General features: G+C 73.1%; 18 protein-coding genes and 4 pseudogenes. 8 read left to right on the top strand and 14 right to left on the bottom strand.

Features of this window, described 5'->3' with window-relative positions; translation table 11 throughout:
* Both AB0O11_RS33445 and AB0O11_RS33440 read right to left on the bottom strand, forming a co-directional pair.
* Nucleotides 1-393, bottom strand: a pseudogene (locus tag AB0O11_RS33445) (hypothetical protein); the annotation flags it as partial.
* Nucleotides 393-881 (bottom strand): DUF4331 family protein, encoded by a 489-nt coding sequence (locus tag AB0O11_RS33440; RefSeq protein ID WP_363394559.1) that lies wholly within the window; start codon nucleotides 879-881, stop codon nucleotides 393-395. The pseudogene AB0O11_RS33445 and the gene AB0O11_RS33440, both read right to left, overlap by 1 nt.
* Nucleotides 882-977: 96 nt before the next feature.
* On the opposite strand from AB0O11_RS33440, the gene AB0O11_RS33435 reads away from it, so the two are divergent.
* From AB0O11_RS33435 to AB0O11_RS33425, 3 genes and pseudogenes are all read left to right on the top strand, one after another.
* Complete coding sequence (locus tag AB0O11_RS33435; RefSeq protein ID WP_363394557.1) at nucleotides 978-1,199, top strand: hypothetical protein; 222 nt, start codon at nucleotides 978-980, stop codon at nucleotides 1,197-1,199.
* Between the two features lie 460 nt (nucleotides 1,200-1,659).
* Nucleotides 1,660-2,445, top strand: a complete 786-nt coding sequence (locus tag AB0O11_RS33430) for an SDR family oxidoreductase (RefSeq protein WP_363394555.1) — start codon at nucleotides 1,660-1,662, stop codon at nucleotides 2,443-2,445.
* 281 nt (nucleotides 2,446-2,726) lie between these two features.
* Nucleotides 2,727-2,942, top strand: a pseudogene (locus tag AB0O11_RS33425) (IS5/IS1182 family transposase); the annotation flags it as partial.
* Here the strand turns inward: AB0O11_RS33425 and AB0O11_RS33420 are convergent.
* Nucleotides 2,876-3,052: pseudogene (locus AB0O11_RS33420) on the bottom strand (WhiB family transcriptional regulator); the annotation flags it as partial. The pseudogenes AB0O11_RS33425 and AB0O11_RS33420 sit on opposite strands and share 67 nt — an antisense overlap.
* Before the next feature lie 329 nt (nucleotides 3,053-3,381).
* Between AB0O11_RS33420 and AB0O11_RS33415 the strand changes: the two are divergent.
* Complete coding sequence (locus tag AB0O11_RS33415; RefSeq protein WP_363394553.1) at nucleotides 3,382-4,137, top strand: trypsin-like serine protease; 756 nt, start codon at nucleotides 3,382-3,384, stop codon at nucleotides 4,135-4,137.
* A 166-nt stretch (nucleotides 4,138-4,303) separates the two neighbouring features.
* A pseudogene (locus tag AB0O11_RS33410) lies at nucleotides 4,304-4,381 on the top strand (RNA 2',3'-cyclic phosphodiesterase); the annotation flags it as partial.
* A gap of 365 nt (nucleotides 4,382-4,746) precedes the next feature.
* Here AB0O11_RS33410 and AB0O11_RS33405 read toward each other — a convergent pair.
* From AB0O11_RS33405 to AB0O11_RS33385, 5 genes are all read right to left on the bottom strand, one after another.
* Entirely contained in the window at nucleotides 4,747-5,301 is a 555-nt protein-coding gene (locus AB0O11_RS33405; protein WP_363394551.1) for an isochorismatase family protein, read from the bottom strand.
* Nucleotides 5,302-5,315: 14 nt separating this feature from the next.
* A complete protein-coding gene (locus AB0O11_RS33400) occupies nucleotides 5,316-5,462 on the bottom strand; it encodes a hypothetical protein (protein ID WP_363394549.1) in 147 nt (48 codons plus the stop codon).
* A 500-nt stretch (nucleotides 5,463-5,962) separates the two neighbouring features.
* Nucleotides 5,963-6,403 (bottom strand): MarR family transcriptional regulator, encoded by a 441-nt coding sequence (locus tag AB0O11_RS33395; RefSeq protein ID WP_363394547.1) that lies wholly within the window; start codon nucleotides 6,401-6,403, stop codon nucleotides 5,963-5,965.
* Between the two features lie 339 nt (nucleotides 6,404-6,742).
* Nucleotides 6,743-7,462, bottom strand: a complete 720-nt coding sequence (locus AB0O11_RS33390) for a zinc-ribbon domain containing protein (protein ID WP_363394545.1) — start codon at nucleotides 7,460-7,462, stop codon at nucleotides 6,743-6,745.
* Between the two features lie 23 nt (nucleotides 7,463-7,485).
* Complete coding sequence (locus AB0O11_RS33385) at nucleotides 7,486-8,454, bottom strand: Lrp/AsnC family transcriptional regulator (protein ID WP_363394543.1); 969 nt, start codon at nucleotides 8,452-8,454, stop codon at nucleotides 7,486-7,488.
* A gap of 149 nt (nucleotides 8,455-8,603) precedes the next feature.
* Here AB0O11_RS33385 and AB0O11_RS33380 point away from each other — a divergent pair, with 149 nt between their 5' ends.
* Nucleotides 8,604-10,064, top strand: coding sequence for a carboxylesterase family protein (locus tag AB0O11_RS33380; RefSeq protein ID WP_363394541.1), 1,461 nt, complete (start codon nucleotides 8,604-8,606; stop codon nucleotides 10,062-10,064).
* Nucleotides 10,065-10,369: 305 nt separating this feature from the next.
* On the opposite strand, the gene AB0O11_RS33375 is transcribed toward AB0O11_RS33380, so the two are convergent.
* A complete protein-coding gene (locus tag AB0O11_RS33375) occupies nucleotides 10,370-10,951 on the bottom strand; it encodes a TetR/AcrR family transcriptional regulator (protein ID WP_363394539.1) in 582 nt (193 codons plus the stop codon).
* Nucleotides 10,952-11,044: 93 nt separating this feature from the next.
* Here AB0O11_RS33375 and AB0O11_RS33370 point away from each other — a divergent pair, with 93 nt between their 5' ends.
* Together AB0O11_RS33370 and AB0O11_RS33365 are read left to right on the top strand one after the other, a co-directional pair.
* Complete coding sequence (locus AB0O11_RS33370) at nucleotides 11,045-11,722, top strand: DsbA family oxidoreductase (RefSeq protein ID WP_363394537.1); 678 nt, start codon at nucleotides 11,045-11,047, stop codon at nucleotides 11,720-11,722.
* Nucleotides 11,719-12,894 (top strand): hypothetical protein, encoded by a 1,176-nt coding sequence (locus AB0O11_RS33365; protein WP_363394535.1) that lies wholly within the window; start codon nucleotides 11,719-11,721, stop codon nucleotides 12,892-12,894. The genes AB0O11_RS33370 and AB0O11_RS33365 overlap by 4 nt, the downstream gene beginning before the upstream one ends.
* 11 nt (nucleotides 12,895-12,905) lie before the next feature.
* Here AB0O11_RS33365 and AB0O11_RS33360 read toward each other — a convergent pair whose 3' ends face one another.
* The 5 genes from AB0O11_RS33360 to AB0O11_RS33340 form a co-directional block, all read right to left on the bottom strand.
* Nucleotides 12,906-13,409 carry a (2Fe-2S)-binding protein gene (locus AB0O11_RS33360; RefSeq protein WP_363394533.1) on the bottom strand — a complete coding sequence of 168 codons (504 nt, stop codon included), beginning with the start codon at nucleotides 13,407-13,409 and terminating at the stop codon, nucleotides 12,906-12,908.
* The gene (locus AB0O11_RS33355) at nucleotides 13,406-14,338 is read right to left on the bottom strand and encodes an FAD binding domain-containing protein (protein WP_363394531.1); all 933 of its coding nucleotides are present in this window, start codon (nucleotides 14,336-14,338) and stop codon (nucleotides 13,406-13,408) included. Before AB0O11_RS33355 ends, AB0O11_RS33360 begins: the two co-directional genes overlap by 4 nt.
* A complete protein-coding gene (locus AB0O11_RS33350; protein ID WP_363394529.1) occupies nucleotides 14,335-16,650 on the bottom strand; it encodes a xanthine dehydrogenase family protein molybdopterin-binding subunit in 2,316 nt (771 codons plus the stop codon). The genes AB0O11_RS33355 and AB0O11_RS33350 overlap by 4 nt, the downstream gene beginning before the upstream one ends.
* A 300-nt stretch (nucleotides 16,651-16,950) precedes the next feature.
* Entirely contained in the window at nucleotides 16,951-18,687 is a 1,737-nt protein-coding gene (locus AB0O11_RS33345; protein WP_363394527.1) for an amidase, read from the bottom strand.
* Nucleotides 18,688-18,838: 151 nt separating this feature from the next.
* Nucleotides 18,839-20,335: an APC family permease gene (locus tag AB0O11_RS33340; protein ID WP_363394525.1), complete on the bottom strand. Its 1,497-nt coding sequence runs from the start codon at nucleotides 20,333-20,335 to the stop codon at nucleotides 18,839-18,841.
* Nucleotides 20,336-20,351: the final 16 nt, after the last annotated feature.

Raw genomic sequence — 20,351 nt, 5'->3', positions numbered from 1 at the left:
GGGAGTCCATGCGGAGCATCGGCGACCGACGACAACGCGGCGAGGTGCGTGCCCCGGCGTCGGCCCGCAGGCGGGGGTTTGAAGACGGACCCTAGCGCGCGTCACGAGCGAGCGAGGGTCGCGCGGCGCCTGGTCGACGAACCTCTCGGCCAGCGATGCCGCACCCTCGACCTCGTCGATGCGGCCCAGCACGTGCCCGCGCAGGGCGGTCAGCTCCACCCACTCGCCCCACCCGTCGGCGGTGAGTCGCCCCCGTGCCGCCTGCGACGTCAGACCTTCGATGCGCGCGTCGAGGTTGCCCATGGCGATCACGCCGGCTGTCGTCGGCAGCCCGCCGGTCAGGTCCGGCCCTCGCGCACCGCCGACATGAGTGGCCGCCGTGGAACCGCCCATCAGCTTGCGGCAACCGTCGGGATGGCGGCCTCCCGCTCGGGTGGGTCGGGGTTGGGCGGTGCCAGGTACGGGAACAACGGGTCCAGCCGCAGCCCGGCGTAGCAGCGCACGCCGTGGCCCTCGCCGCCCCGCTCGTCGTTCACCGGAAACGGAACGGATTCCCCGCTCGGCAGCACACACGTCCCCCGCTGCGCCGGCTCCCCGTTGTCATCCGGTCCGACGGGGGCGGAGAAGGTGCAGGTGAGCGCGAATTCGTCGGTGCCGACATCGAAGAGTGAGCCGGAACTTTCCACGGGCACGGATGCCGGACGGACGCGGAAGCGATAGCCGGCGGCGTCGGAGAACAGCGCTCCCGGCCGCGCGTAGGGAAAGACATTCAGGACGAGGACGAGCCGACCCGCTCGGGAGGGGCTGGGAAAGGCGTACAGGTCGGTCAGGTCTATGGCCGGATCGGCCAGGGCGCGGGTGCCGGAAAGATGGTCGGACATGGTGCTGCGACCCGGCCGGTGCGGGCGCCATCCGGAGGCGGGGCCGGATGGGTGAGGTGAAGGTGCCCACCGTCCGGGCGCAGTCGTTGTCCGGACATGACCAGCACCAGACGCATCATCGCCCTCACTGTCCTCGCCGCCGCCGCGCTCTCCCTCGGCGCCGGGACAGCCACCGCCGCCACCGCACACACCCGGCACGTCAACCCGCCCGTCACCGTCGAGCAGTGCGAGGAAGGCGGCGGCTGGGTAGCCGTCGACATCCGCACCCGCCGCCTGTTCTGCGCCGGCGGAGAATTCGACGACCACTACGTCGACTGAGCACGACACCGCCCCAGAGGGTGCCGTCCGCCACCGATCCCGTAGACGGACGGCACCCCGACAGCGGCCGAGTAGGCGCAGCGCGGGCGGGAGTCAACGGGCCGAGAGGCCATCTCACGCCCACAAGACGCAACAGGTCACGCCTTCCGGTCCTTCGCCGGATAGAGCTTCGCGTGGAGCACCCGGTCCTCCCGCCACGGATCGTCCGGAGCGGACACCAGCACGGCCAGCAGCTCCCGCTTCGTCGGGGCGGACATCAATGCGGCCACCCGCTCCCGGAGCGTCGAAGCCCTGCTGGAGTCGTAGTACTCCAGCCTTGGATCGTCAGATCGTGACGTTGACGGCTGGAACCAGAGCCCCTACCGCCCCTGCACTCGTGCACAGGGGCGGTGGCATGGCTGGTGCACCCGGCGTGGGTGTCCCGAGAGCCGCTTCGCCAACACGGGAAGGAAGAAGACCCATGACCTCAGTGGGCAGCAGCCGCTTCGCGGGCAAGGTCGCGGTGGTGACCGGAGGCAGCGGAGGGATCGGCGCGGCGGTCGCCGCGCGGCTGGCCGCGGAAGGGGCGGCGGTCGTCATCGGCTACCGCGGCAACCGGCAGGCGGCGGACGAGCTGGCCGCCACGCTCGCGGCCGACGGCGGCAGGGCACTCGCCGTGCGCGCGGACGTCGCCGATCCCGAGCAGACCAAGGCCCTGATCGAGCGGGCCGTGTCCGAGTTCGGCCGGCTCGACGCGCTGGCCTCCTGCGCCGGCATCGAGCACTTCGACGCCCTGGAGAACCTCACCCCGGCCGACTTCGACCGCATCTTCACCGTCAACACCCGCGGCCAGCTGTTCGCCGTCCAGCACGCCGCCGCCCACATGCGCAAGGGCGGGCGGATCGTGCTCACCTCATCGGTGAGCGCCTCCCGCGCGGTGTTCGGCCACACCCTGTACGCCTCGTCCAAGGCAGCCGTGGAGTCCATGGTCCTCAACCTGTCCGCGGAACTCGGCCGGCGCGGCATCACCATCAACGCCATCGCCCCCGGCGGCACCGACACCGAGATGGCCGCCGAGCACGCCGCCGGCTACCAACACCCCCAGCTCAGGGACTCGATGCCACTCTCCCAATGGCTGTCGGTCCACGGCGCGCTCGGGCGCCTGGCCCGACCCGAGGAGATCGCCGCGGGCTACGCCTTCCTCGCCTCCGACGACGCCGCCTACATGACCGGCCGCACGCTGCCCATGGACGGCGGCTTCTTCTAGAAGCCTTCTTCAACCGAGATCCTCTGCCGCCGACGGCGCCGGACACCGCCCAGTCCGGCCGGCCAGGCCCTCGCCAAGCCGTCGGGCGCGATCCGCCAGGTCGCGCCCGACGGTCTCGCACGGGGTGGAGCTTCGTGTGCAGCACCCGCGCCTCCCGCCACGGATCGTCCGGAGCGGACACCACCGCGGCCACCAGCTTCCGCTTCGTCGGGACGGGCAGCACCAGCGGGCCCAAGTCCCGCGCGGCGCGAGCGGTCCTCCTCGGCCCCGTGGTCGGCGTGGCCGACCGGAAGAAGAAGGGCAGCAAGGGCGGCCGGCCTGTCAGCCACGACGCCGACCTCTACAAAGAGCGGAACACCGTAGAGCGCCTGATCAACAAGCTGAAGGCTTCGCGAGGCATCGCCACCCGGTATGACAAGACTTCGGAACGCTACCTCGCCGGCCTCCACCTCCGCGGCGCAGTGATCTGGATCAAGGACCTCACCCAGGCCCATTGATCACGACCAAATACGCGGCGCTCGTCCCCGGTCAGCCCGCCCCACACGTCGTAGGGCTCACGGACGGTCATGGAGTACCGGCGGCATTCCGGCAGGACCGGGCACCGGGCGGGTGTGCCGTTCGGCTGTCCGCCGCCGTGGCGACCAGGACGAATCCCGAGGTGCGGCAGCCTTGCCGAGCGCTCGGCTCCACACCCGTTCCAGGGGCTGCGCCGTCCCGCTGCGGCGTTCCAGGGAGCGTCGAACGCGCAGCTCACGGCACGTGCCGCCGTTCCAGCGTCCCGTATCGCCGGGCAGTGCTGGCGGGCGGGACGGATTCCGGGACAGTCTTCGGTCCGGCGGTGACCGGCACCGAGCCGCAGGCCGCTCGACCGTCGAGCGCGCCCACCGCGGCGAGCGCCCCACCGCGTACCACCCGACCCCGGAAGGAAACCCTGCCATGCGCACCCCGAACCGACGCCCGGTCCTTGTCCTCCTGGCGGCCGCCGGCCTGCTGGCCGCCGGGGCAGCCCCGGCCGCCGCCGTCCACGGCGGATCGGACACCACGACCGCGTCCCACCCGTTCGTCGTGGCCCTGGAGACCGCCGCGGGCGAGCAGTGGTGCACCGGCGCGCTGATCGCGCCGACCAAGGTGCTCACCGCGGGCCACTGCGTCGCCGAGGCGGACGATCCGGGCTCGCTGCGGGTGATCGCCGGACGGACCGACCTGACCGGCTCCGGCGGCCAGGTGCGCCGGGTGAAGAGCTACCGGGTGGACCCGCGCTACACCCCCGGCCTGGACCACGACTCCGCCGTCCTCACCCTGGACCGCCCGCTGCCGCAGACTCCGGTCCGGGTGGCGCGGCAGGCAGACGCGGCGCTCTACCGGTACGGCCGCACGGCCACGCTGCTGGGGTTCGGGCGCACCGGCTCGGACGGGCCCGGCACCCACCTCAAGCAGGCGGCGCTGACGCTGGCTCCGCCGGCCTCCTGCGACCCGTACACCTCGCCCGGCGACTCGCCGCTGTTCAAGGTCTGCGGTCTGCCGCGGGCCGGCACGACGGACAGCGTCTGCAAGGGGGACTCGGGCGGGCCGCTGGTGGTCGGTGGGGTGGTGATCGGCGTGGTCTCCACCGGGAACAAGTACTGCGACACCCAGTACCCGGTCTCGGTGTTCACCCGGGCCACCGACGTCCCCGCCCAGCTGCTGCCCTGACCGGTGCCGCAGCAGGCCCCACCCGCCCCGTCCCAGCTGACCGATCAGCAGACTGCGATGCCGACCCGCCACCGCCCCGCACCCCGGGCGGCCGCCCCACCCGGGGTACCCCCGGTGGACGAACACCCCGACCCCCCCGACCCTGCGCATCTTCGTGGCCCTACACCTCCACCTCGTCGGCAGCAACACCGGCCCCGGCCCCATCCGCTACCGCGACATCGAGGCGTGGCAACTGGGCACCGCCGTCCGGGGAGCGGGACGGCGACGAGGGCAGCGGATCCGATGCCACGGCCATCGGGGGCCGCCCCCGCCGCTGAGCAGCCGCCGGGCCTCGCTCAGGGCGGAAAGCAGCCGAGACCGTCCGGGAGTCCACCGACACCGAGGATGAGGTTCCCGAACGACCGTCGCTCCGACGGTACGGACCATCCCGCCCACCAGTGGGGAGGTGGCCCTGACCGCGGTGTGCTGCCGGCCTGACCGGCAGCATCCTGGGGAACCTGGCCACGTGGTTCCTCGGGATCCCCTCCGGTTCCTCGCACGCGCCGATCGGCGGGGTGGTCGGGGCGACGGTGGCGGCGGCCAGGGTCGCGGCCGCGACGGCGGAGGGGGTCAGGCGCCGATGTGGGCGAGGACCTCGGCGGTGGCCCCCGTCTCGCCGAGGCGGGGGAAGATCAACGTGGCCGAGTTCTCGTGCGTGGCGGCGTCGAGGTCGGTCATGGCGTCGAGGGGCAGCGCCACGTGGAAGCCGTGCTCGTGGGCCTGTCGGGCGGTGGACTCGACACCGATGGCGGTGGAGAGTCCACAGACGACGACCTGGGTGACGCCGAGTTCCTGGAGGTGTTCTGCCAGGTCGGTGTTGTGGAACGCGCCCCAGGTGTACTTGGTGACGGTCCTGTCGCCGGGCTGCTGGTTGAGTTCCGGGAGGAGGTCCGTCCAGCCGTCGGGGAGGTCCGAGGCCCCGAAGTCGTGCTCGGTGCGGCCCGGGGCACCGCCGGCGACGTTGACGAGCACGACGGGGAGCTGCTTGGCGCGGAATGCGTCGGCGAGCTTGACCGCGTTGGCCAGGACGGCGTCGAACGGGTGAACCGTCGGCATGTGGCGGGCGGCGGCCTGGAGATCGACGACGATGAGGGCTGTGTTGGGGTCGATCGTGGTGATGGGCATGGATATCTCCTTGATCAGTTGGTGGTGTTGAGCGGTCGGTGCCGGGCGGGCCGCAGGGTGCGGTCGGCGGGTGTGAGTGCCGCCAGGACGAGGCTGACGGCCGTCATGATCCAGCCGATCTGGTGGACGCCGTGATTGGTGACGTCGTGATGGAAGACCAAGCCGGTGACGGCGCTGGCGCCGATGGAGCCGACGTACCCGAAGGTGCGCAGCAGCCCGGACGCGGTGCCCAGCTGATCGGCGGGTGCATGCTGGGTGAGCGGGGTCTGGCTGCCGGCGGTTGAGAAGCCGATGGCGAGGCGATGCCGGACATGAAGACCCGTCGGGGCCCGAACACCTCGGCGGCCTTGCCCGTGGTGGGCTGGGCGGTCGTGCTCGCCAGGTAGAGGGCGGCCACAAGGGCAGCGGTCCGGCCGGTGTGGACGCCCAAGTCGTCGGCGATCGGCAGCAGCGCCGTCGCGATGAGTGGGCGGTTGATCGGATTGAGGGCCGAACCGGCGAACAGGGGGCGGTGAAACGCCAGGAAAACGGGCGGCCACCGTACGTGGGAGAAGTCGCGGAGTGCTCTTCGGTCGAGGACATGTGCACCTCCTCGGGTGCGGTCGAGGCTGCACGTCATCGGCTTCGCACGCCGGCCATGGAGGCTGGTTCGGATCAAGGGTCAGAGGCGCTGGGCCAGGCGTTCCAGCAGTGGCGCCGCAGCGGCCAGAGTGGCGACCTCGTCGTCGGTGAACGACTCGCCGAGCGTGACGGCCATGCGGTCGGATACCGCGGTGCGGCCGGTGTGGAGGGCGTCGCTGCCCGCGACGCTCACCGTCAGCAGTGATCGCCGCCGGTCGTCGGGGTCCGGGGACCGCGTTACCAGCCCGTGCTTCTCCAGCGACGCGACGGTGGAGCCCATCGCCTGCGGGGTGATCTGCTGTTGACGGGCGAGATCGGCGACAGTGCTCGGGCCGCTGCGATCGATCTGTGCCAGCGCGGACAACTCCGGGGTCGTCAACTGCCCGTCGGCCACGGCCTCGCGGGCGCGTCGCTTGAGCATCCCCAGCGCCACCCGGACCGCGATGGCGGTGGAACGGTTCAGGGCATCACGAGCATCCATGATTGGAAGGCTAGCCTTCGAAGTCTGATATTGCAAGGCTGGCCTTCCTATTGCGCCGGCGGCGCCGGCGCTGCCGGATTGCGAAGCCGGTGCCCTGAGCCTCGTCGATCGAACATGCCGGTCCGGTGTCCCGGCGGATCGCCGCACGCGTCTCGACCTTCGATTTCGGCGTCACCCCGGCCTCCCCGTCGCGCGCGGCACGACCAAAGGCCCCAGGCAAGCGCCACCGCGCTCTCAGGACTCGGCGGCATCACCCCCGGGGTGACCGGGGCTCTCGCCGCTGAGCAACACGCGTTCTCACGATTCACGGACAAGGCCGAACCCGGCCCTGAGCAGGTGTCACATGACGCGCTTCATCACGATCATGTGGCGCTTGAAGGGCGCGGTGTCGCTGCCCCACGAGAGCACGGCGAAGACCTCGCCGCCGGGGAAGCCGTGGATCTCGGGCGCGGCAGCGGAGGGGGAGGGGCCGCCGGAGCTGTGGGCCCAGCCGGACCAGGTGTTGCCGCCGTCGGTGGAGCGGTTGAGGTAGAGCTGGTGGTCGTTGGGGCTGATGCAGCCGATCGCCATGTTCTGCTGGGCGGCGTAGCCCGGGTCGAAGGGGCTGGTGGCGAGGTGCCCGGGGTCGCCGCCGCGGCCGATCGCGAGCGACTCGCACCGGCCGCCGCCGGGCAGTTCGGTGTACCGGGCATTCCTGCCGTCGCCCGGGCGGGTGCGGGCGATGTTGACCGTGTTGGTCAGGCCCCGGGAGGCGTAGAACTCCTGTTCCCCGGCGGTGAAGGTGAAGGTGTTGGAGAGCCCGATGTCCCGGCCTTGGAAGTGCTGGACCTCCCAGTCGGGCCGGAAACGTGGCCGGCCGGGCCGGAGGTCCATCTGCTGGGTGTAGAGCCAGCCGTTGACCTCGGTTCCCAGCTGGATGCCCTCGGTGGAGTAGGTCGCCGAGATCGTGCCGGTGAGGTGCAGGATGCCGGGAACCCTGCTCCAGCCGGTCCACCGGTTGGAGTTCCGGTCCAGGAGGAAGCTGTAGTAGGCGGAGCCGTCGTCGCCGATCCGGAACATGACCAGGCGCTGGGTGCGGGCCGTCAGGCTTCGAACGGGCGCAGCAGACCGGTCCTCTTGACCGAGGTGAGGATCGGGGTCACCTCCAGGCCGCGGACGTCGTCGAGCGAGCCGACGGTCTCGGTGAGGAAGGCGTACAGCCCGCCCAGGTCCTCGGCGGCGACGGCGACCAGGAGGTTCGCGGTGCCGGTGGTCGCGGCGGCGAAGCGCACCTGCGGATGCCGGCTCAGCTCGTGCGCGGTCGCCTCCAGGCTGCCCGGACCGGCGGTGATCCACAGCAGCGCCTCGCTTCCGATGCCGAGCAGTCTGAGGTCCACTTCGCAGGCCAGACGTACCAGGTGGGCGGCGAGGAGCTGGTCCAGCCGGCGGCGCACCGTCGACGGCGCGGATCCCAGCCGGTCGGCCAGCCGGTTGTAGCCGGCCCGGGCGTTCACGGCCAGCCGGTCGATGAGCGCGTCGTCGAGGGGCTGCGGCGCCGGAGCGGCCGCCGGCTGCCGCGAGTAGGGGGCCAGGGCGTCGAACTGGTCCGCCGTCAGCAGCCCCGCGCTCCAGACGAATCCGGCCGGGAACATCCTCATCAGGTCGTAGGCGTGCCAGGAGCGGACGTCGGTGGTGGCGGGCAGGTCCCGCAGCAGCAGTGAGGTCCTGGCCCGGGGGCCGTCGAGGAAGAGCACGGCACAGATCTCGTCGCCGCCGCCGAGGACGTCGACCCACACGGTGTCGGCGCGCCTTGCGAGGCTCGTGGCGATGGCCCTGGTGCGGCTGGGGCGGCACCGGACGCGCAACGCCATCGGGATGAGCCGGGGAAAGCGGGCGGGATTGCGGACCGCCGTGGGCCGCAGGGTGCCGTCGTGCAGGAGCGGTGCCGCGCGGCGCACGACGGTGCGTTCGGAGACGCCGAGGACGCGGGCGACCGTTCGCCACGAGGCCCGCGGCGACGCCAGCAGCACCGCGGCGATCCGCCGTTCCGTGTCGTCCAGTGACTCTCTCATGTGTCTCACTTCCACCGGGATCGTGGGTTGCATGGCGCACTTCGCGAAGCCGATGGGCGATGACCCGCCGGTTCTCGCCGTCCGACCGTAGAACGGAGGCAGCGCAGTCGGACAAGGAAACCCGCAGTCGGGCAAGGAAGGTGACATCGATGACCGTGATGGAACGCCCCGTCGTCGTGACCGGGTCGGGGAGCGTGCGGGGCACCGTCGAGGACGGCGTCGCCGCGTTCCGCGGCATTCCGTACGCGGCCTCCCCGGTGGGGGAGAGGCGCTTCGCCGCCCCCGGGCCGCACCCGGGCTGGTCGGGCGTTCGGGACGCGGCCCGCCCGGGGCCGTCCGTGCCCCAGGAGCCCTCCCGGCTCGAAGCGGTGATGGGACGGCGCGCCCCCGACTGGGACGAGGACGGCTGCCTCACCGTCAACGTGTGGTCGCCCGGCCTGTCGGCCGACGGTCGCGCCGTGCGCAGCCGCCCGGTCCTGGTCTGGTTCCACGGCGGCGGATTCACCAGCGGATCCGGCGGCTGGGACTGGTACGACGGCCGCAACCTCGCCGCCGCCGGGGACCTCGTCGTCGTCACCGCCAACTACCGACTCGGCCCCCTCGGATACCTCCACCTCCCGGAGCTCGGCGTCGACAACCTGGGGGTGCGGGACCAGGCCGCCGTCCTCGGCTGGGTGAGGAGCAACATCGCCGCCTTCGGAGGGGACCCGGAACTCCTCACCGTCGGCGGCCAGTCCGCCGGCGCGTTCTCGGCCTTCCACCTCGCCCTCTCACCGGACACGGGTCCGTGGATCGAGCGGGTCATCGCCCAGAGCGGCCCCTTGGGGCTCCCGCCGCAGGACCCGGCGGAGGCGGCCGACCACGCCCGCCGCTTCCTCGGGATCCTCGGCCTGGACCGCGGCCCCGACCCGCTGGCCGCGCTGCGCACCGTCCCGGCCGAGCACCTGCTCGCCGCCTACCGGCAGCTCGCGCGGGACGTCTCCCGCCCGGGCAGCGTCGCTCCGCCGATGTACCCCGTCCTCGGCTCCTTCGGCATGCCGGCGACCTGGCAGCAGGCCCTGGCGGACGGGCGCCTGGACGGCAAGCAGTTGCTGACCGGGACCACCAGGGACGAGATGACGGCGTTCTTCGCGTTCGACCCGTCCATCCGGTCCGCCACCGCCGAGCAGGCCCGCTCGATCGCGGCGGCACTGGTCGAGGGCGGCGCAGGGCGGTTCGCCGACGCCGCCGCCAGGACGCCGGGCGCGACGTCGGGCGAGGTCCTCACCGGGATCGGCACCGGGGCGCTGTTCCGCGACGGGACCCTCGCCGTCGCCGACCGCCACGCCACGGCCGGCCACCCCACCTACGTCTACCGGTTCGACCACACCCCGGCTCCGGACCCGGCCCGGCTGGGTGCCACGCACTGCGTCGAACTCCCCTTCTTCTTCGACACCTTCGACGCCTACCCGGACAGCCCCATGCTCGGCGAGGCCACCGACGCCGTCCGTGCCCTCGGCCGGGAGTTCTCCCGTGCGGTGGCGGTGTTCGCCGCCACGGGCCGGCCCGCCGCGGACCGGTGGCACCCGTACGAGCCCGCCGAACCGGCCACCATTCGGCACTTCGCCTGATCCGGGAACACCGGCGGCCCCACCGGGCGGGCAGCGGATCCCGCCGCCCGCCCGGCGCCTTCGGCTTCTCGAACGGCGCCGGTCGCCCGGGCTCCCAGCGGGACACCGCCGCCGCCAGCCGGGTGGTCGGCGCGGCGTACCGGCGGATGCTGTCGCGGTGGAAGGCCGGCCAGGCCGGTGCGTCCGCCCGCTTCTGCCTGGCCGTGTGCACGGAACGTCCGTCACCGACATGCCGATCGGACCGCTTGGCGTCCGGTGGGAGCCGTTGCCCGTCCCGGCGGCCCTCTCCCGCGCCTGCTCCCGCGTCAGGGGGTGGCGGCGCTCGACGGGCCGGCCGGCAGCAGTCGTGCCGCTGCCGTGCGCGCGGTGCGGGCGGCGTCGGCGTCACCGAGGCTGACCCGGGCGCAGACGGCCCCGTCGGCGAGCATGAGCACCAGGGCGGCGGCCCGCTCCGGGGCCTGGGCTCCCGCGGCGGTGGCGAGGCCGGTGAGGTAGCGGAGGATCTCCCGCTTGTGGTCCCGGATGGCCACCCGCACGGGGTGGCCGGGGTCGGGGTACTCGGCGGCGACGTTCACCAGGTCGTTGCCCCGATAGGCGGGATCGGCGAACTCCTCGCCGAGCAGGTCGAGGATGGCGAGGAGCCGGTCGGCCGGTGCGTCGCGGCTCTCGGCGAGCGCGCGCAGTCGCGCGCACCACGCGTCGTTGCGCCGGCGCAGGACCGCCTCCACCAGCTCGTCCTTCGACCGGAAGTGCTGGTAGAGCGTCGACTTGGCGACCTCCGCCGCACGCCAGATCTCGTTGATCCCCACCGCACGGACTCCGCAGCGGGTGAACAGATCGGCGGCGGCCTCGACGATCTTGGTGCGGGTCGCTTCAGGGCTGGTCATCGGCGCCTCCGAGGGCGTGGGAATGGGTTCGGCTCGATTGCCGTTCGGATCGAACAGACTAGTCGGTTCGATGAGGAGGGAAGAGGAGGGACCATGTTCACGATCGACGTGTTCAGCGATCTGATCTGCCCCTGGTGCTACATCGGCGGACGCCGCTTGAAGCAGGCGGTCGACACCGTCGAAGGACGCACCGGCGCCGAGTTCCGGATCCGTCACCGCGCGTTCGAGCTGAACCCGGCCATGCCCCTGGCGGGGATGGACCGGCACACCTACCGGAGCACGAAGTTCGGCAGCTGGGAACGGTCGCGGCAACTCGACCACGGCACGGTCCTGGCCGGCCGAGGCGACGGCATCGCCTTCGACTACGAGAAGATCACCAGGACACCGAACACCCGGGCCGGACACCGCCTGATCGCCCTGGCGCAGCGCGAGACGGGGCTGGGCGCGGCCATGGCGGACCGGTTGTTCGCCGCCTACTTCGCCGAGGGGCAGGACATCGGCGACCCGGCCGTGCTGGCCCGGCTGGGCGAGGACGAAGGCCTCGCCCCCGGCGTGGCGCAGCGGCTGGACGACCCGGTACCGGAGAGGGCCGTGCGTGAGGACGAGGAGCTCGCCGAGCGGCTGGGGCTGCGCGGTGTGCCGCTGTTCGTCCTGGGCGGGCGTGCGATCAACGGCGCGGTCGACGTCGAGCGGCTCACCGAAGCCCTGGAAGAGCAGACGGGCCGGCCGCAGGCCGGAGCCGTGTGCGAGGAAGGGACGTGCTCACGATGACTGCAACACCCGACATCACCTCGGCCGGCATCGTCGGCGGGTCGCTCGCAGGCCTGTTCCATGCCGTCGCGCTCACCGGGCTCGGCCTGGACGTGGACGTCTGGGAACGCTCCACGGGCCGCCCCGACGACCGCGGCGCCGGCATCGTGCTGCAACCGGGCGTCGCTTGGTTCCTGCGCGAGTTCTGCGGCGTCGATCCGGACCAGGTCAGCGTCCCCGTCACCCACCGGCAGTTCTTCACCGGCGACGGGAACGTGCGGATCATGCCCATGCGGCAGCGGATGATCTCCTGGGGAACGATCTACCAGGCCCTACGGGACGTGCTGCCCGCCGAGCGCTACCACGACGGGCAGCCGGTGACCGCCCTCGCACCCGGCCCCGCAGGGGCCACCGTCCACGTCGGCGGGGCGGCCCGGGCGGTCGACCTGGCGATCATCGCGGACGGATCCGCCTCCCGGTACCGCGGACTCGTCACACCGGACGGTGCGCCGCGCTACGCCGGCTACGTCGCCTACCGCGGCGTCGTGGACGAAGCCGACCTCCCCCGGGAACTGGCGGCGCGCTTCGACGACCGGTTCAGCTTCTGGGACGGGGACCGCAGCCAGTTCCTCTGCTACTTCATCCCGGGCGACTTCGGCACGACCGCGACGGGCCGCCGCCGGATGAACTGGGTCTGGTACACGCGGGCGGACCGGCCCGAACTCGCCCGCATCACCACTGACCGGAACGGCACCCGCCACGGGCTGTCACTGCCGCCGGGACTGCTCGCACCCCAGGTCCACACCGACCTCCTGGCCCGCGCGCGCTCGACGCTGCCGCCGCCCCTGTGCCAACTGGTGGAACACACCGCGGAGCCCTTCCTGCAGGCGATCCTCGACGCGCGCGCCACCAGGATGCGCAACCACCGGATCCTGCTGACCGGGGACGCCGCCTTCGTGGTCCGGCCCCACACCGCCGCCAGCACGGAGAAGGCTGCCGGTGACGCCATCGCCCTCTTCCAGGCCCTGCGGCAGGCGCCGTCCGCGGACACCGTCCTGCAGGCATGGGAGCGGCTCCGCCTCGCGGAGGGCACCGCCATCCACCGTCAAGGAGTCAGCCTCGGGCGCAGGTTGGGCCTCGACGGTCCGGAGGCGGCCGCCGGTGCCGACGACCGGACCCGGGAGGGGCCGTGAGCGGACGGCCGTCACCGCGGGCCCCGCGCGTCGTGCGGGCGCGGCGCGTCCTGCTCGCGGGCGGCCCGCAGGATCGCGCGGCGGATGGGTTCGTAGCCGGTGCACCGGCAGAGGTTGGAACCGACCAGGGCGTCGACCCGCTCGGGGGAGTCGGCGAGAGCGGGGTCGGCCGCCAGGGCGCCGGCGGCCACCATGAGGAACCCCGGCGTGCAGAAGCCGCACTGCAGGGCGTGTTCGGCGGAGAACGCGCGCTGGAGGGGGTGGGGCTCGCCGCCGGGCCCGGCGAGGCCCTCCACGGTGCGCACCGGGCTCCCGTCGCACTGCACGGCGAACACGAGGCAGGAACGGACCGCCTCGCCGTCCACCAGCACCGTGCACGCCCCGCAGACGCCGTGCTCGCAGCCCAGGTGGGTGCCGGTCAGCCGGCAGTCCTCCCGCAGCACGTCGGCGAGGATGCGGCGGGGCTCCACGTCGAGTTCGTACGCCTCGCCGTTGACGGTCAGGGTGATCCTCACGCGCGGTCTCCGTCCGGCTCGGTGCGGCGGGATCGCAGGTCCCGCGCCGCCTGGTGCAGCGTCCTGGCGACCAGGACCGCGATGGCGTGCCGCTTGTACTCGACGTCGGCGTACGGCTCCGGCACGGGGGCGGCGTCCTGCTCGGCGGCGATCCGGCCGGCCCGGGTGAACGGGTGTCCGTCGGGCAGCCGGTGTCCGTCGGCGGGTGCCCGGACCTCGGCGCCGATCAGCGCCTGCTCCGCCGCGCGGGCCCGCAGCGGCCGGTCGGCGCAGTTGGCCAGACCGATGCGGGCCTCGGCGACCACTCCGTCCCGCACCGTCAGGGCGGCGGCGACCGCGACTTGGGCGAAGCAGAAGTGCGTACGGCGGTGCTCGGTGAAGCCGACCCCGGTGTCCTCGCCGAGCAGCGGGAAGGTCACCGCGGTGAGCAGTTCGTCCGGGCGGCGCGCGGTCAGGTGCGGCCCCCGGAAGTAGTCCCGGGCCGCGACGCTGCGCGTGCCCAGCGGGCCGTGCAGCTCGATGCCGGCGTCCAGGGCGGTGCCCACGGCGCACCACTCGGAGGCGGGATGCGCCCAGGCGAAGCTGCCCGCCATCGTGCCGCGGGTGCGGATGGGCGGGTGGGCGATGTGGACCACCGCGCGGGCGAACAGCGCGCCGAGCGGGCCCGGGACGGACTGCGCCGCTTCGAACGCGCGGTGCCGCACCAGGGCGCCCACCCGCAGGGTGCGGCCGTCCGTGTCGATCCGGCCGAGCCCGGCGACGCGGTTGATGTCGACCACCAGCCCGGGGTGCACGCGCTGCAGCCGCATGTCGAGGATCAGGCTCTGCCCGCCGGCGAGCACCTGGGCCGTCCCGTCGGCGGAGGCGAGCAGCTCGACGGCCTCGGGCACCGTGCGCGGTACGGCGTAGTCGAAGGAGGCGGGCTTCATCGGGGCGCCTGCGTGAGCTTCGGGGCACGGGCCGCCCGCCACACCACATCCGGGGTCAGCGGCATCTGCAACAGGTCGGGGTCGGCGATCCGCAGCGCGTCGACCACGGCGTTGACGACCGCGGCCGGAGTGCCGATGCAGCCCGACTCACCCGCCCCCTTGGCGCCCAGTGGCGTGCCCGGGCCCGGGGTGCAGGTGTCCCTGACCTCGATGGACGGCACTTCGGTGAAGGTCGGTAGCAGGTAGTCCAGCAGCCCGGAGGCCAACAGTGGTACGCCGTCGTCCCGGTAGGGGATCCCCTCGTACAGGGCCTGGCCGATGCCCTGCACCGCCGACCCGAAGGCCTGCCCGCGCACGATCACCGGGTTGAGCTGCACTCCGCAGTCGTCCACGGCCACCACCCGGAGCAGTCGTACGGTGCCCAGCTCCGGATCGACCTCGGCCACCACCGCGTGGGCGCCGAAGGGAAAGGCCATGCTCGTTTCGCACCGGTCGTCCACCCGCAGCGGCCCGGTGGCCCGCACCAGCTCGGCCAGTCCGATCGTCTGCGAGCCGCCACGGGCGAGCTGTGCGGCGCCGTCGGACCAGCCCACGGCCTCGGCGGGAACGTTCCACAGCCGCGCGGCCCGCTCCCGCGCCTCGTCGACCAGTAGCTGAGAGGTGTGCCGCAGCATCGCGCCGGCCACCTGGGCGGAGCGGCTGGCGAAGGAGCCCAGGCCCTCGGGCTGCTCGCCGGTGTCCCCCTCGACCAGCCGGACCCGGCTCGCGTCCACGCCCAGGGACTCGGCCACCAGCGCGGGGAAGACCGTCTCGTGCCCCTGGCCGGCGCAGGCCGCGCCGCACCGGACGACGACCGCGCCGTCCGCCGTGGCCTCGACGCCGCCGAACTCGTGCAGCCCGCCGGGCTCCCCGCCGGAGCGTTCCACGTAGCAGGACAGGCCGATGCCCAGCGGCAGCGCGTTGGGATCCGTTCGGCGCCGGGCCTGCTCGGCCCGCCACCCGGGGTAGTCCAGGGTCTCCAGCGCCAGGTCCAGCGCGGCGGCGTAGTTCCCGCTGTCGTAGCACCGGCCGGTGGGCGTCGGGTACGGGAAGCGGTCCGGCGGGATGAAGTTGCGCCGCCGCAATTCGGCCGGGTCGATGTCGAGTTCACGGGCCAGCAGATCCATGGCCCGCTCCAGCGCGATCGCCGCCTCCGGCCGGCCGGCGCCGCGGTACGGGTACGTCACCATGGTGTTGGTCAGCACCGAGCGGACGGTCGCGTGCACCTGCGGGGTCGCGTACGGGCCGGTGGCCATCCAGGCGGTCTGCATCGGCAGCCCGGCGCCGAGGTGGGGGTAGGCGCCCACGTCGGCGTCGACCTCCAACTCGTAGGCGAGCAGCCGTCCGTCGGCATCGGCGGCGAGCCGCACCCGCTGGTCCTGCCCCCGGCCCCGGGTGGCGGCCGTCATCGACTCCAGCCGGTCCTCGATCCACCGCACCGGCCGGCCCAGCCGCACCGCCAGGTGGGCGACGACGACGAACTCCGGGAACGCCGCGCTCTTCGACCCGAACGCCCCGCCGGTGTCCGGGACCACCACGCGCACCCGGTCAAGTGGCCACCCCAGCAGCGCCGCCAGCTCGCGCCGCAGCCGGTGGGGCATCTGGTGCCCCGACCACACCGTCAGCCGGCCGTCCTCGGGCACGGCGAGGATCGTCCGGCACTCCATCGGGGAGGGCAGCAGGAGCTGCTGGCGGTAGCGGCCCTCCACCACCGCCGCGGCCCGCTGCCACACCGAAGCGTCGATCGGCTTCCCGGCCTCCCCACGGAAGGCGGTGTTGCTCAGAGCGTCGAACAGCCGGACCGAGTCCGTAGCCGCGGCGCCCGCGGTGACCACCGCGGGCAGCGGGTCGATCCGGACGGACACCGCCGCCGCCCCGTCCTCGGCCCGGTAACGGTCCTCGCCCAGCACCACCGCCACGGCCTCGCCCGCGTACCGCACCCGGTCCCTGGCCAGCGCCGGCCACTCCCGGCCGGCCACGGCCTCCTCCGTGGAGAGCCCGGCCAGCAACGTGTACGGCACTGCCGGAAGCCCCTGAGAGCCGGAGGACGCCGTCCCGGGCGGTGCCGGCTCCGATAGATCCGCGCCGGACCAGGCCCCCACCACCCCCGGCACCTCGCGGGCGGCGGCGCAGTCCACCCCGCGCAGCACGCCGTGGGCCGCGCCGCTGCGTACGAACGCCGCATCCAGGCAGCCCGGTACCTCGATGTCGGCGACGAAGCGGCCCCGGCCGGTGAGCAGCCGTTCGTCCTCGCGTCTGGCCCACTGCTCCACGACTCCACCTCCGTGACTCATCCTGCCCGCAGGGGAGTTGGCCGCCGGGCCGCGGCGTGCGGGCGCCATCGGCCGTAGCGGTGGGGATGGGGCGCGCTTGAGGGAACCACCGTACGGGCCACCGGCCTCGGTGAACGGGCAACACACGCAACGGTGCCCGGCGGCCCGGCCCTGGGCGGGTGTCCCACGATCCGTGGGCGGTGCCATCGCGGTGCGGTAGCCGGATGCGGTCATCAGGTGTCGTCGGGGTCGGAAGCGCGGGTGGTGAACCCGCGATCCCTTGGGCCCCCTGGCGGTCCGTCAGTCGACTGGAAGGCGCGGGGTGCGCGGCGGTTCCGTGCGGCGTTGCCCGGTCGTCTCGAAGGCGGCGGCGAGCCGGAGCAGGGTGTTGTCGTCGTAGGAGCGGCCGGCGAAGGTCAGCCCGACCGGCATGCCGGTGTCGGTCATGGTGCCCATCGGGACGGTCACTGTGGGAATTCCGAGGTGGCGCGGTACGAGGTTGCCGTTCGCGACCCACACGCCGTTGCGCCAGCCGAGGTCGGCGGAGGACTCGTTCACGTCCATGTCCGCAGGGCCGACGTCGGCGACCGCAGGGAAGACCACGGCGTCCAGGCCGAGTCCGTCCATCCACGTCTCCAGGTCGATCCTGCGGGTCTCCTCCAGGCCGCGCAGTCCCTGTTCGAGGTGCGGGATCTCGGTGACCGACGCGTACGGACGGTCGCGCACGAGCCGCGGGTAGTCGGCGATCACGTCGTCGAAGCCGGTGTAGCGGTCCGGCAGTTCGCCGGGGTGCTTGGGCCAGATGCGTGCGCCGTCGACGTCGGAGAGGGTCGCCAGTGCGGGGTCCGCGTTGGTGCGCAGGAAGTCGTCCCAGGCCCAGGCCGACAGGTCGAGGATCTCGCGGGTGAGGAAGTCGCGGCTGACGAGGCCTCGGGTGAGGAGGGACGGTGCGCCGGGGCGGTCGGACTCGTAGTTGGTCACCACGGGGAAGTCGACCTCGACGACCTCGGCGCCGGCGGCCTCCAGATCGCGGCGGGCGGCCTGCCACAGGGCGATGACCGAGGCGCGCGTGTCGATCCGCTGCCCGGTCTGGCCACCGATGCCGCCGTCGGGGTTGGTCCCGGCGTCGGGGTCGCCGTTGATGTACATCCTGGGCACGCCGACGCGCTTGCCGGCGAGCGTTGCGCGCGCCGCCGCCGCGTCCGCGGGGGCCAGCGCCGGGTAGGAGGCCGGACGGACCCGGGACGGTGCGGGCAGCCGAACCCAGGGCTGGGAGCGCCACAGATCGCCGCGGGTGTCCGGGTCGTCGGCGACGATGACGTCGAGCAGTTCGAGGAGGTCGGCCATGGTGCGGGTGTGAGGGACCACGACGTCCATGGTCGGTACGAGCGGCCAGTTGCCGCGCACCGAGATCACGCCGCGGCTGGGGGTGTAGGCGCACAGGGCGTTGTTCGAGGCGGGCGCCCGGCCCGAGGACCAGGTCTCCTCGCCGAGGCCGAACGCGCCGAACGAGGCCGCCGTGGCGGTGCCCGAGCCGTTCGAGGAGCCGGAGCCGTAGGCGCTGGTGAGCCAGTCGGCGCTGTAGGGGCTTTCGGCGCGGCCGTAGACGCCGCGCTGCATGCCGCCGTTCGCCATCGGCGGCATGTTGGTCAGGCCGATGAGCACGGCGCCGGCGGCGCGCAGCCGCTCGACGGCGAAGGCGTCGCGCTGGGCGACCAGGTGTTCGAAGGCCGGCGAACCGGCGGCGGCGGTCAGTCCCTTGGCGAGGTAGCTGTCCTTGGCGGTGTAGGGGATACCGTCGAGGGGGCCGAGGGTCTCGCCGCGGGCGCGGCGGGCGTCGGAGGCCTCGGCGTCGGCGCGGGCGTCCGGATTCATCACGACGAGCGAGTTGAGCGCCGTGGTGGTGCCGGGCCGGTCGTAGGCGTCGATCCGGGCGAGGTAGGCGTCGAGCAGGCCGACGGCGGTGGTCTCGCCCTTCTCCAGCGCCGCGCGCAGGTCGGCGATACCTGTCTCGACGACGTCGAATGCGCGTGTCATGCGGGTGCCTCCAGGGTGGTTCGGTCGAACGGTCCGAGGCGTTCGGCCTCGAAGGTGCGGCGCTGGGCCGCTGGTGGGAGTCGACCCCGCCCGGGGCGGGGACGCGGCTTCACGTGGGTCGGCCGTGCGGTGCCGGCCGGGCCGACGCCGGCTACAGGACGGCGGGGGCGAGTTCGTCGGTGTGCGGGTGGTCCTGGTCGGCGTCGGGCATGCGGCGGTCGGGGCGGCGCGCGAGCAGGTAGGCGAGACCGGTGAGGGTGACGGTGCCGACGCCGAGCGGTGCTGCCCAGATCTGGTACCAGGGTGCTCCGGCCGGCGCGAGGATGGTGCGCGGCCAGCAGATGTTGACCAGTTCGAAGCCGGTCCACAGCACCGCGAGGACGTTGAGCGGGGTGCCGAGGCGTCCGTAGTCGACCGCTCCGGCCGGCTTCCAGGTGCGGCGCAGGCGGGCGGCGAGGGCGACGAGGGTGAGCAGGAAGAACGGCACGAAGATGGCGGCGCTGCCGAAGGTGATCAGGCTGCCGATGGCCGAGGTGTTCAGGCCGAGCGGCAGGGCGGCGCAGCTGACCACCGTGGCGGCGACGAGGCCGCCGATCGGCGCCTTGTGCCGGTTGACCTTGCGGACGTGACGGGAGAAGGGGAAGACGTCGTCGCGGGCGAGGGAGTAGAGGCCGCGGGCGGCGCCGCCCTGGGAGGCCATCAGGCAGGCGGTGAAGCTGATCAGGACGACGAGGACGAAGGGCTTGTCGGCCCAGCCGCCGAAGGCGTGGGTGACGGCGGTGGTGACCGGGTCGAGGTCCTTGACCGAGACGACGTCGGCGGGGTCGGGGTGGGCGAGCTCGACGGAGACCGCGTTGAGGATGACGACGAGCCCGACGCTGAGCAGCGACCACCACATCGCCTTGGGGACCTGTCTGGCGGCGTCCTTGGTCTCCTCGGAGGTCGACACACAGGCGTCGAAGCCCATGAAGGCCCAGCCGGCGACGGCCACGGCGGCGAGCAGGGCGCCGGTGTCGCTGATGCCCAGCCCCTTGGGCGCACTGAGGAAGTCGGTGAGCAGGGAGAAGCCGTGCTGCCGGAAGACCAGCAGCAGGGTGAAGCCGACCAGGACGGAGGCAACGGCTTCGGCGGCGATGCCCAGGCTGACGAACCAGCGCAGGAGGTTGATGCCGTAGGCGTTGACCAGGGTGCAGCAGAGCATGAAGCCGACCGAGACGAGGACCTGCTCGGTGGGCGTCGGGACGGCGCCGAAGAGTGCGAAGAGCCAGGGTGAGGCGAGGTAGGCGACGGTGGTGTTGCCGAACATCACGGCGAACTGCCACATCCAGCCGCTCAGCCAGGCGACGGCCGGTCTGGTCAGGCGTCTGCTCCACTGGTAGGCGCCGCCGGCCAGCGGCCACTGCGAGGCGAGCTCGGAGTAGACGGCGACGACCAGGCACTGCCCGAGCAGGCACAGCGGCAGCGCCCAGACCCAGGCGCCGCCCGCGACACTCATGCCGACCTGCACGGCGGCGTACAGCCCCACGACCGGGGAGACGACGGCGAAACCCATGGAGATGTTCCCGAGCACGGTCAGGCTGCGCCGCAGCTCCTGCTGGTAGCCGAGCGCGGCCAGCCGGTCGGCGTCGGTTGGGGTGTTCTCGGCCATGAGCTGCGCCCTCCAG

Origin of the sequence: Kitasatospora sp. NPDC093102 (assembly GCF_040683915.1) — a bacterium.
Taxonomy (GTDB): Bacteria; Actinomycetota; Actinomycetes; order Streptomycetales; family Streptomycetaceae; genus Kitasatospora.
This window is presented reverse-complemented; position numbering and strand designations above follow the sequence as displayed.

Coding starts and splice junctions, on each gene's coding strand:
- AB0O11_RS33415 (WP_363394553.1), top strand. CDS start 3,382: ATGCGCACCCCGAACCGACGCCCGGTCCTTGTCCTCCTGGCGGCCGCC.
- AB0O11_RS33405 (WP_363394551.1), bottom strand. CDS start 5,301: ATGCCCATCACCACGATCGACCCCAACACAGCCCTCATCGTCGTCGAT.
- AB0O11_RS33380 (WP_363394541.1), top strand. CDS start 8,604: ATGACCGTGATGGAACGCCCCGTCGTCGTGACCGGGTCGGGGAGCGTG.
- AB0O11_RS33355 (WP_363394531.1), bottom strand. CDS start 14,338: ATGAAGCCCGCCTCCTTCGACTACGCCGTACCGCGCACGGTGCCCGAG.
- AB0O11_RS33435 (WP_363394557.1), top strand. CDS start 978: ATGACCAGCACCAGACGCATCATCGCCCTCACTGTCCTCGCCGCCGCC.
- AB0O11_RS33370 (WP_363394537.1), top strand. CDS start 11,045: ATGTTCACGATCGACGTGTTCAGCGATCTGATCTGCCCCTGGTGCTAC.
- AB0O11_RS33395 (WP_363394547.1), bottom strand. CDS start 6,403: ATGGATGCTCGTGATGCCCTGAACCGTTCCACCGCCATCGCGGTCCGG.
- AB0O11_RS33375 (WP_363394539.1), bottom strand. CDS start 10,951: ATGACCAGCCCTGAAGCGACCCGCACCAAGATCGTCGAGGCCGCCGCC.
- AB0O11_RS33345 (WP_363394527.1), bottom strand. CDS start 18,687: ATGACACGCGCATTCGACGTCGTCGAGACAGGTATCGCCGACCTGCGC.
- AB0O11_RS33365 (WP_363394535.1), top strand. CDS start 11,719: ATGACTGCAACACCCGACATCACCTCGGCCGGCATCGTCGGCGGGTCG.
- AB0O11_RS33440 (WP_363394559.1), bottom strand. CDS start 881: ATGTCCGACCATCTTTCCGGCACCCGCGCCCTGGCCGATCCGGCCATA.
- AB0O11_RS33340 (WP_363394525.1), bottom strand. CDS start 20,335: ATGGCCGAGAACACCCCAACCGACGCCGACCGGCTGGCCGCGCTCGGC.
- AB0O11_RS33430 (WP_363394555.1), top strand. CDS start 1,660: ATGACCTCAGTGGGCAGCAGCCGCTTCGCGGGCAAGGTCGCGGTGGTG.
- AB0O11_RS33390 (WP_363394545.1), bottom strand. CDS start 7,462: ATGTTCCGGATCGGCGACGACGGCTCCGCCTACTACAGCTTCCTCCTG.
- AB0O11_RS33385 (WP_363394543.1), bottom strand. CDS start 8,454: ATGAGAGAGTCACTGGACGACACGGAACGGCGGATCGCCGCGGTGCTG.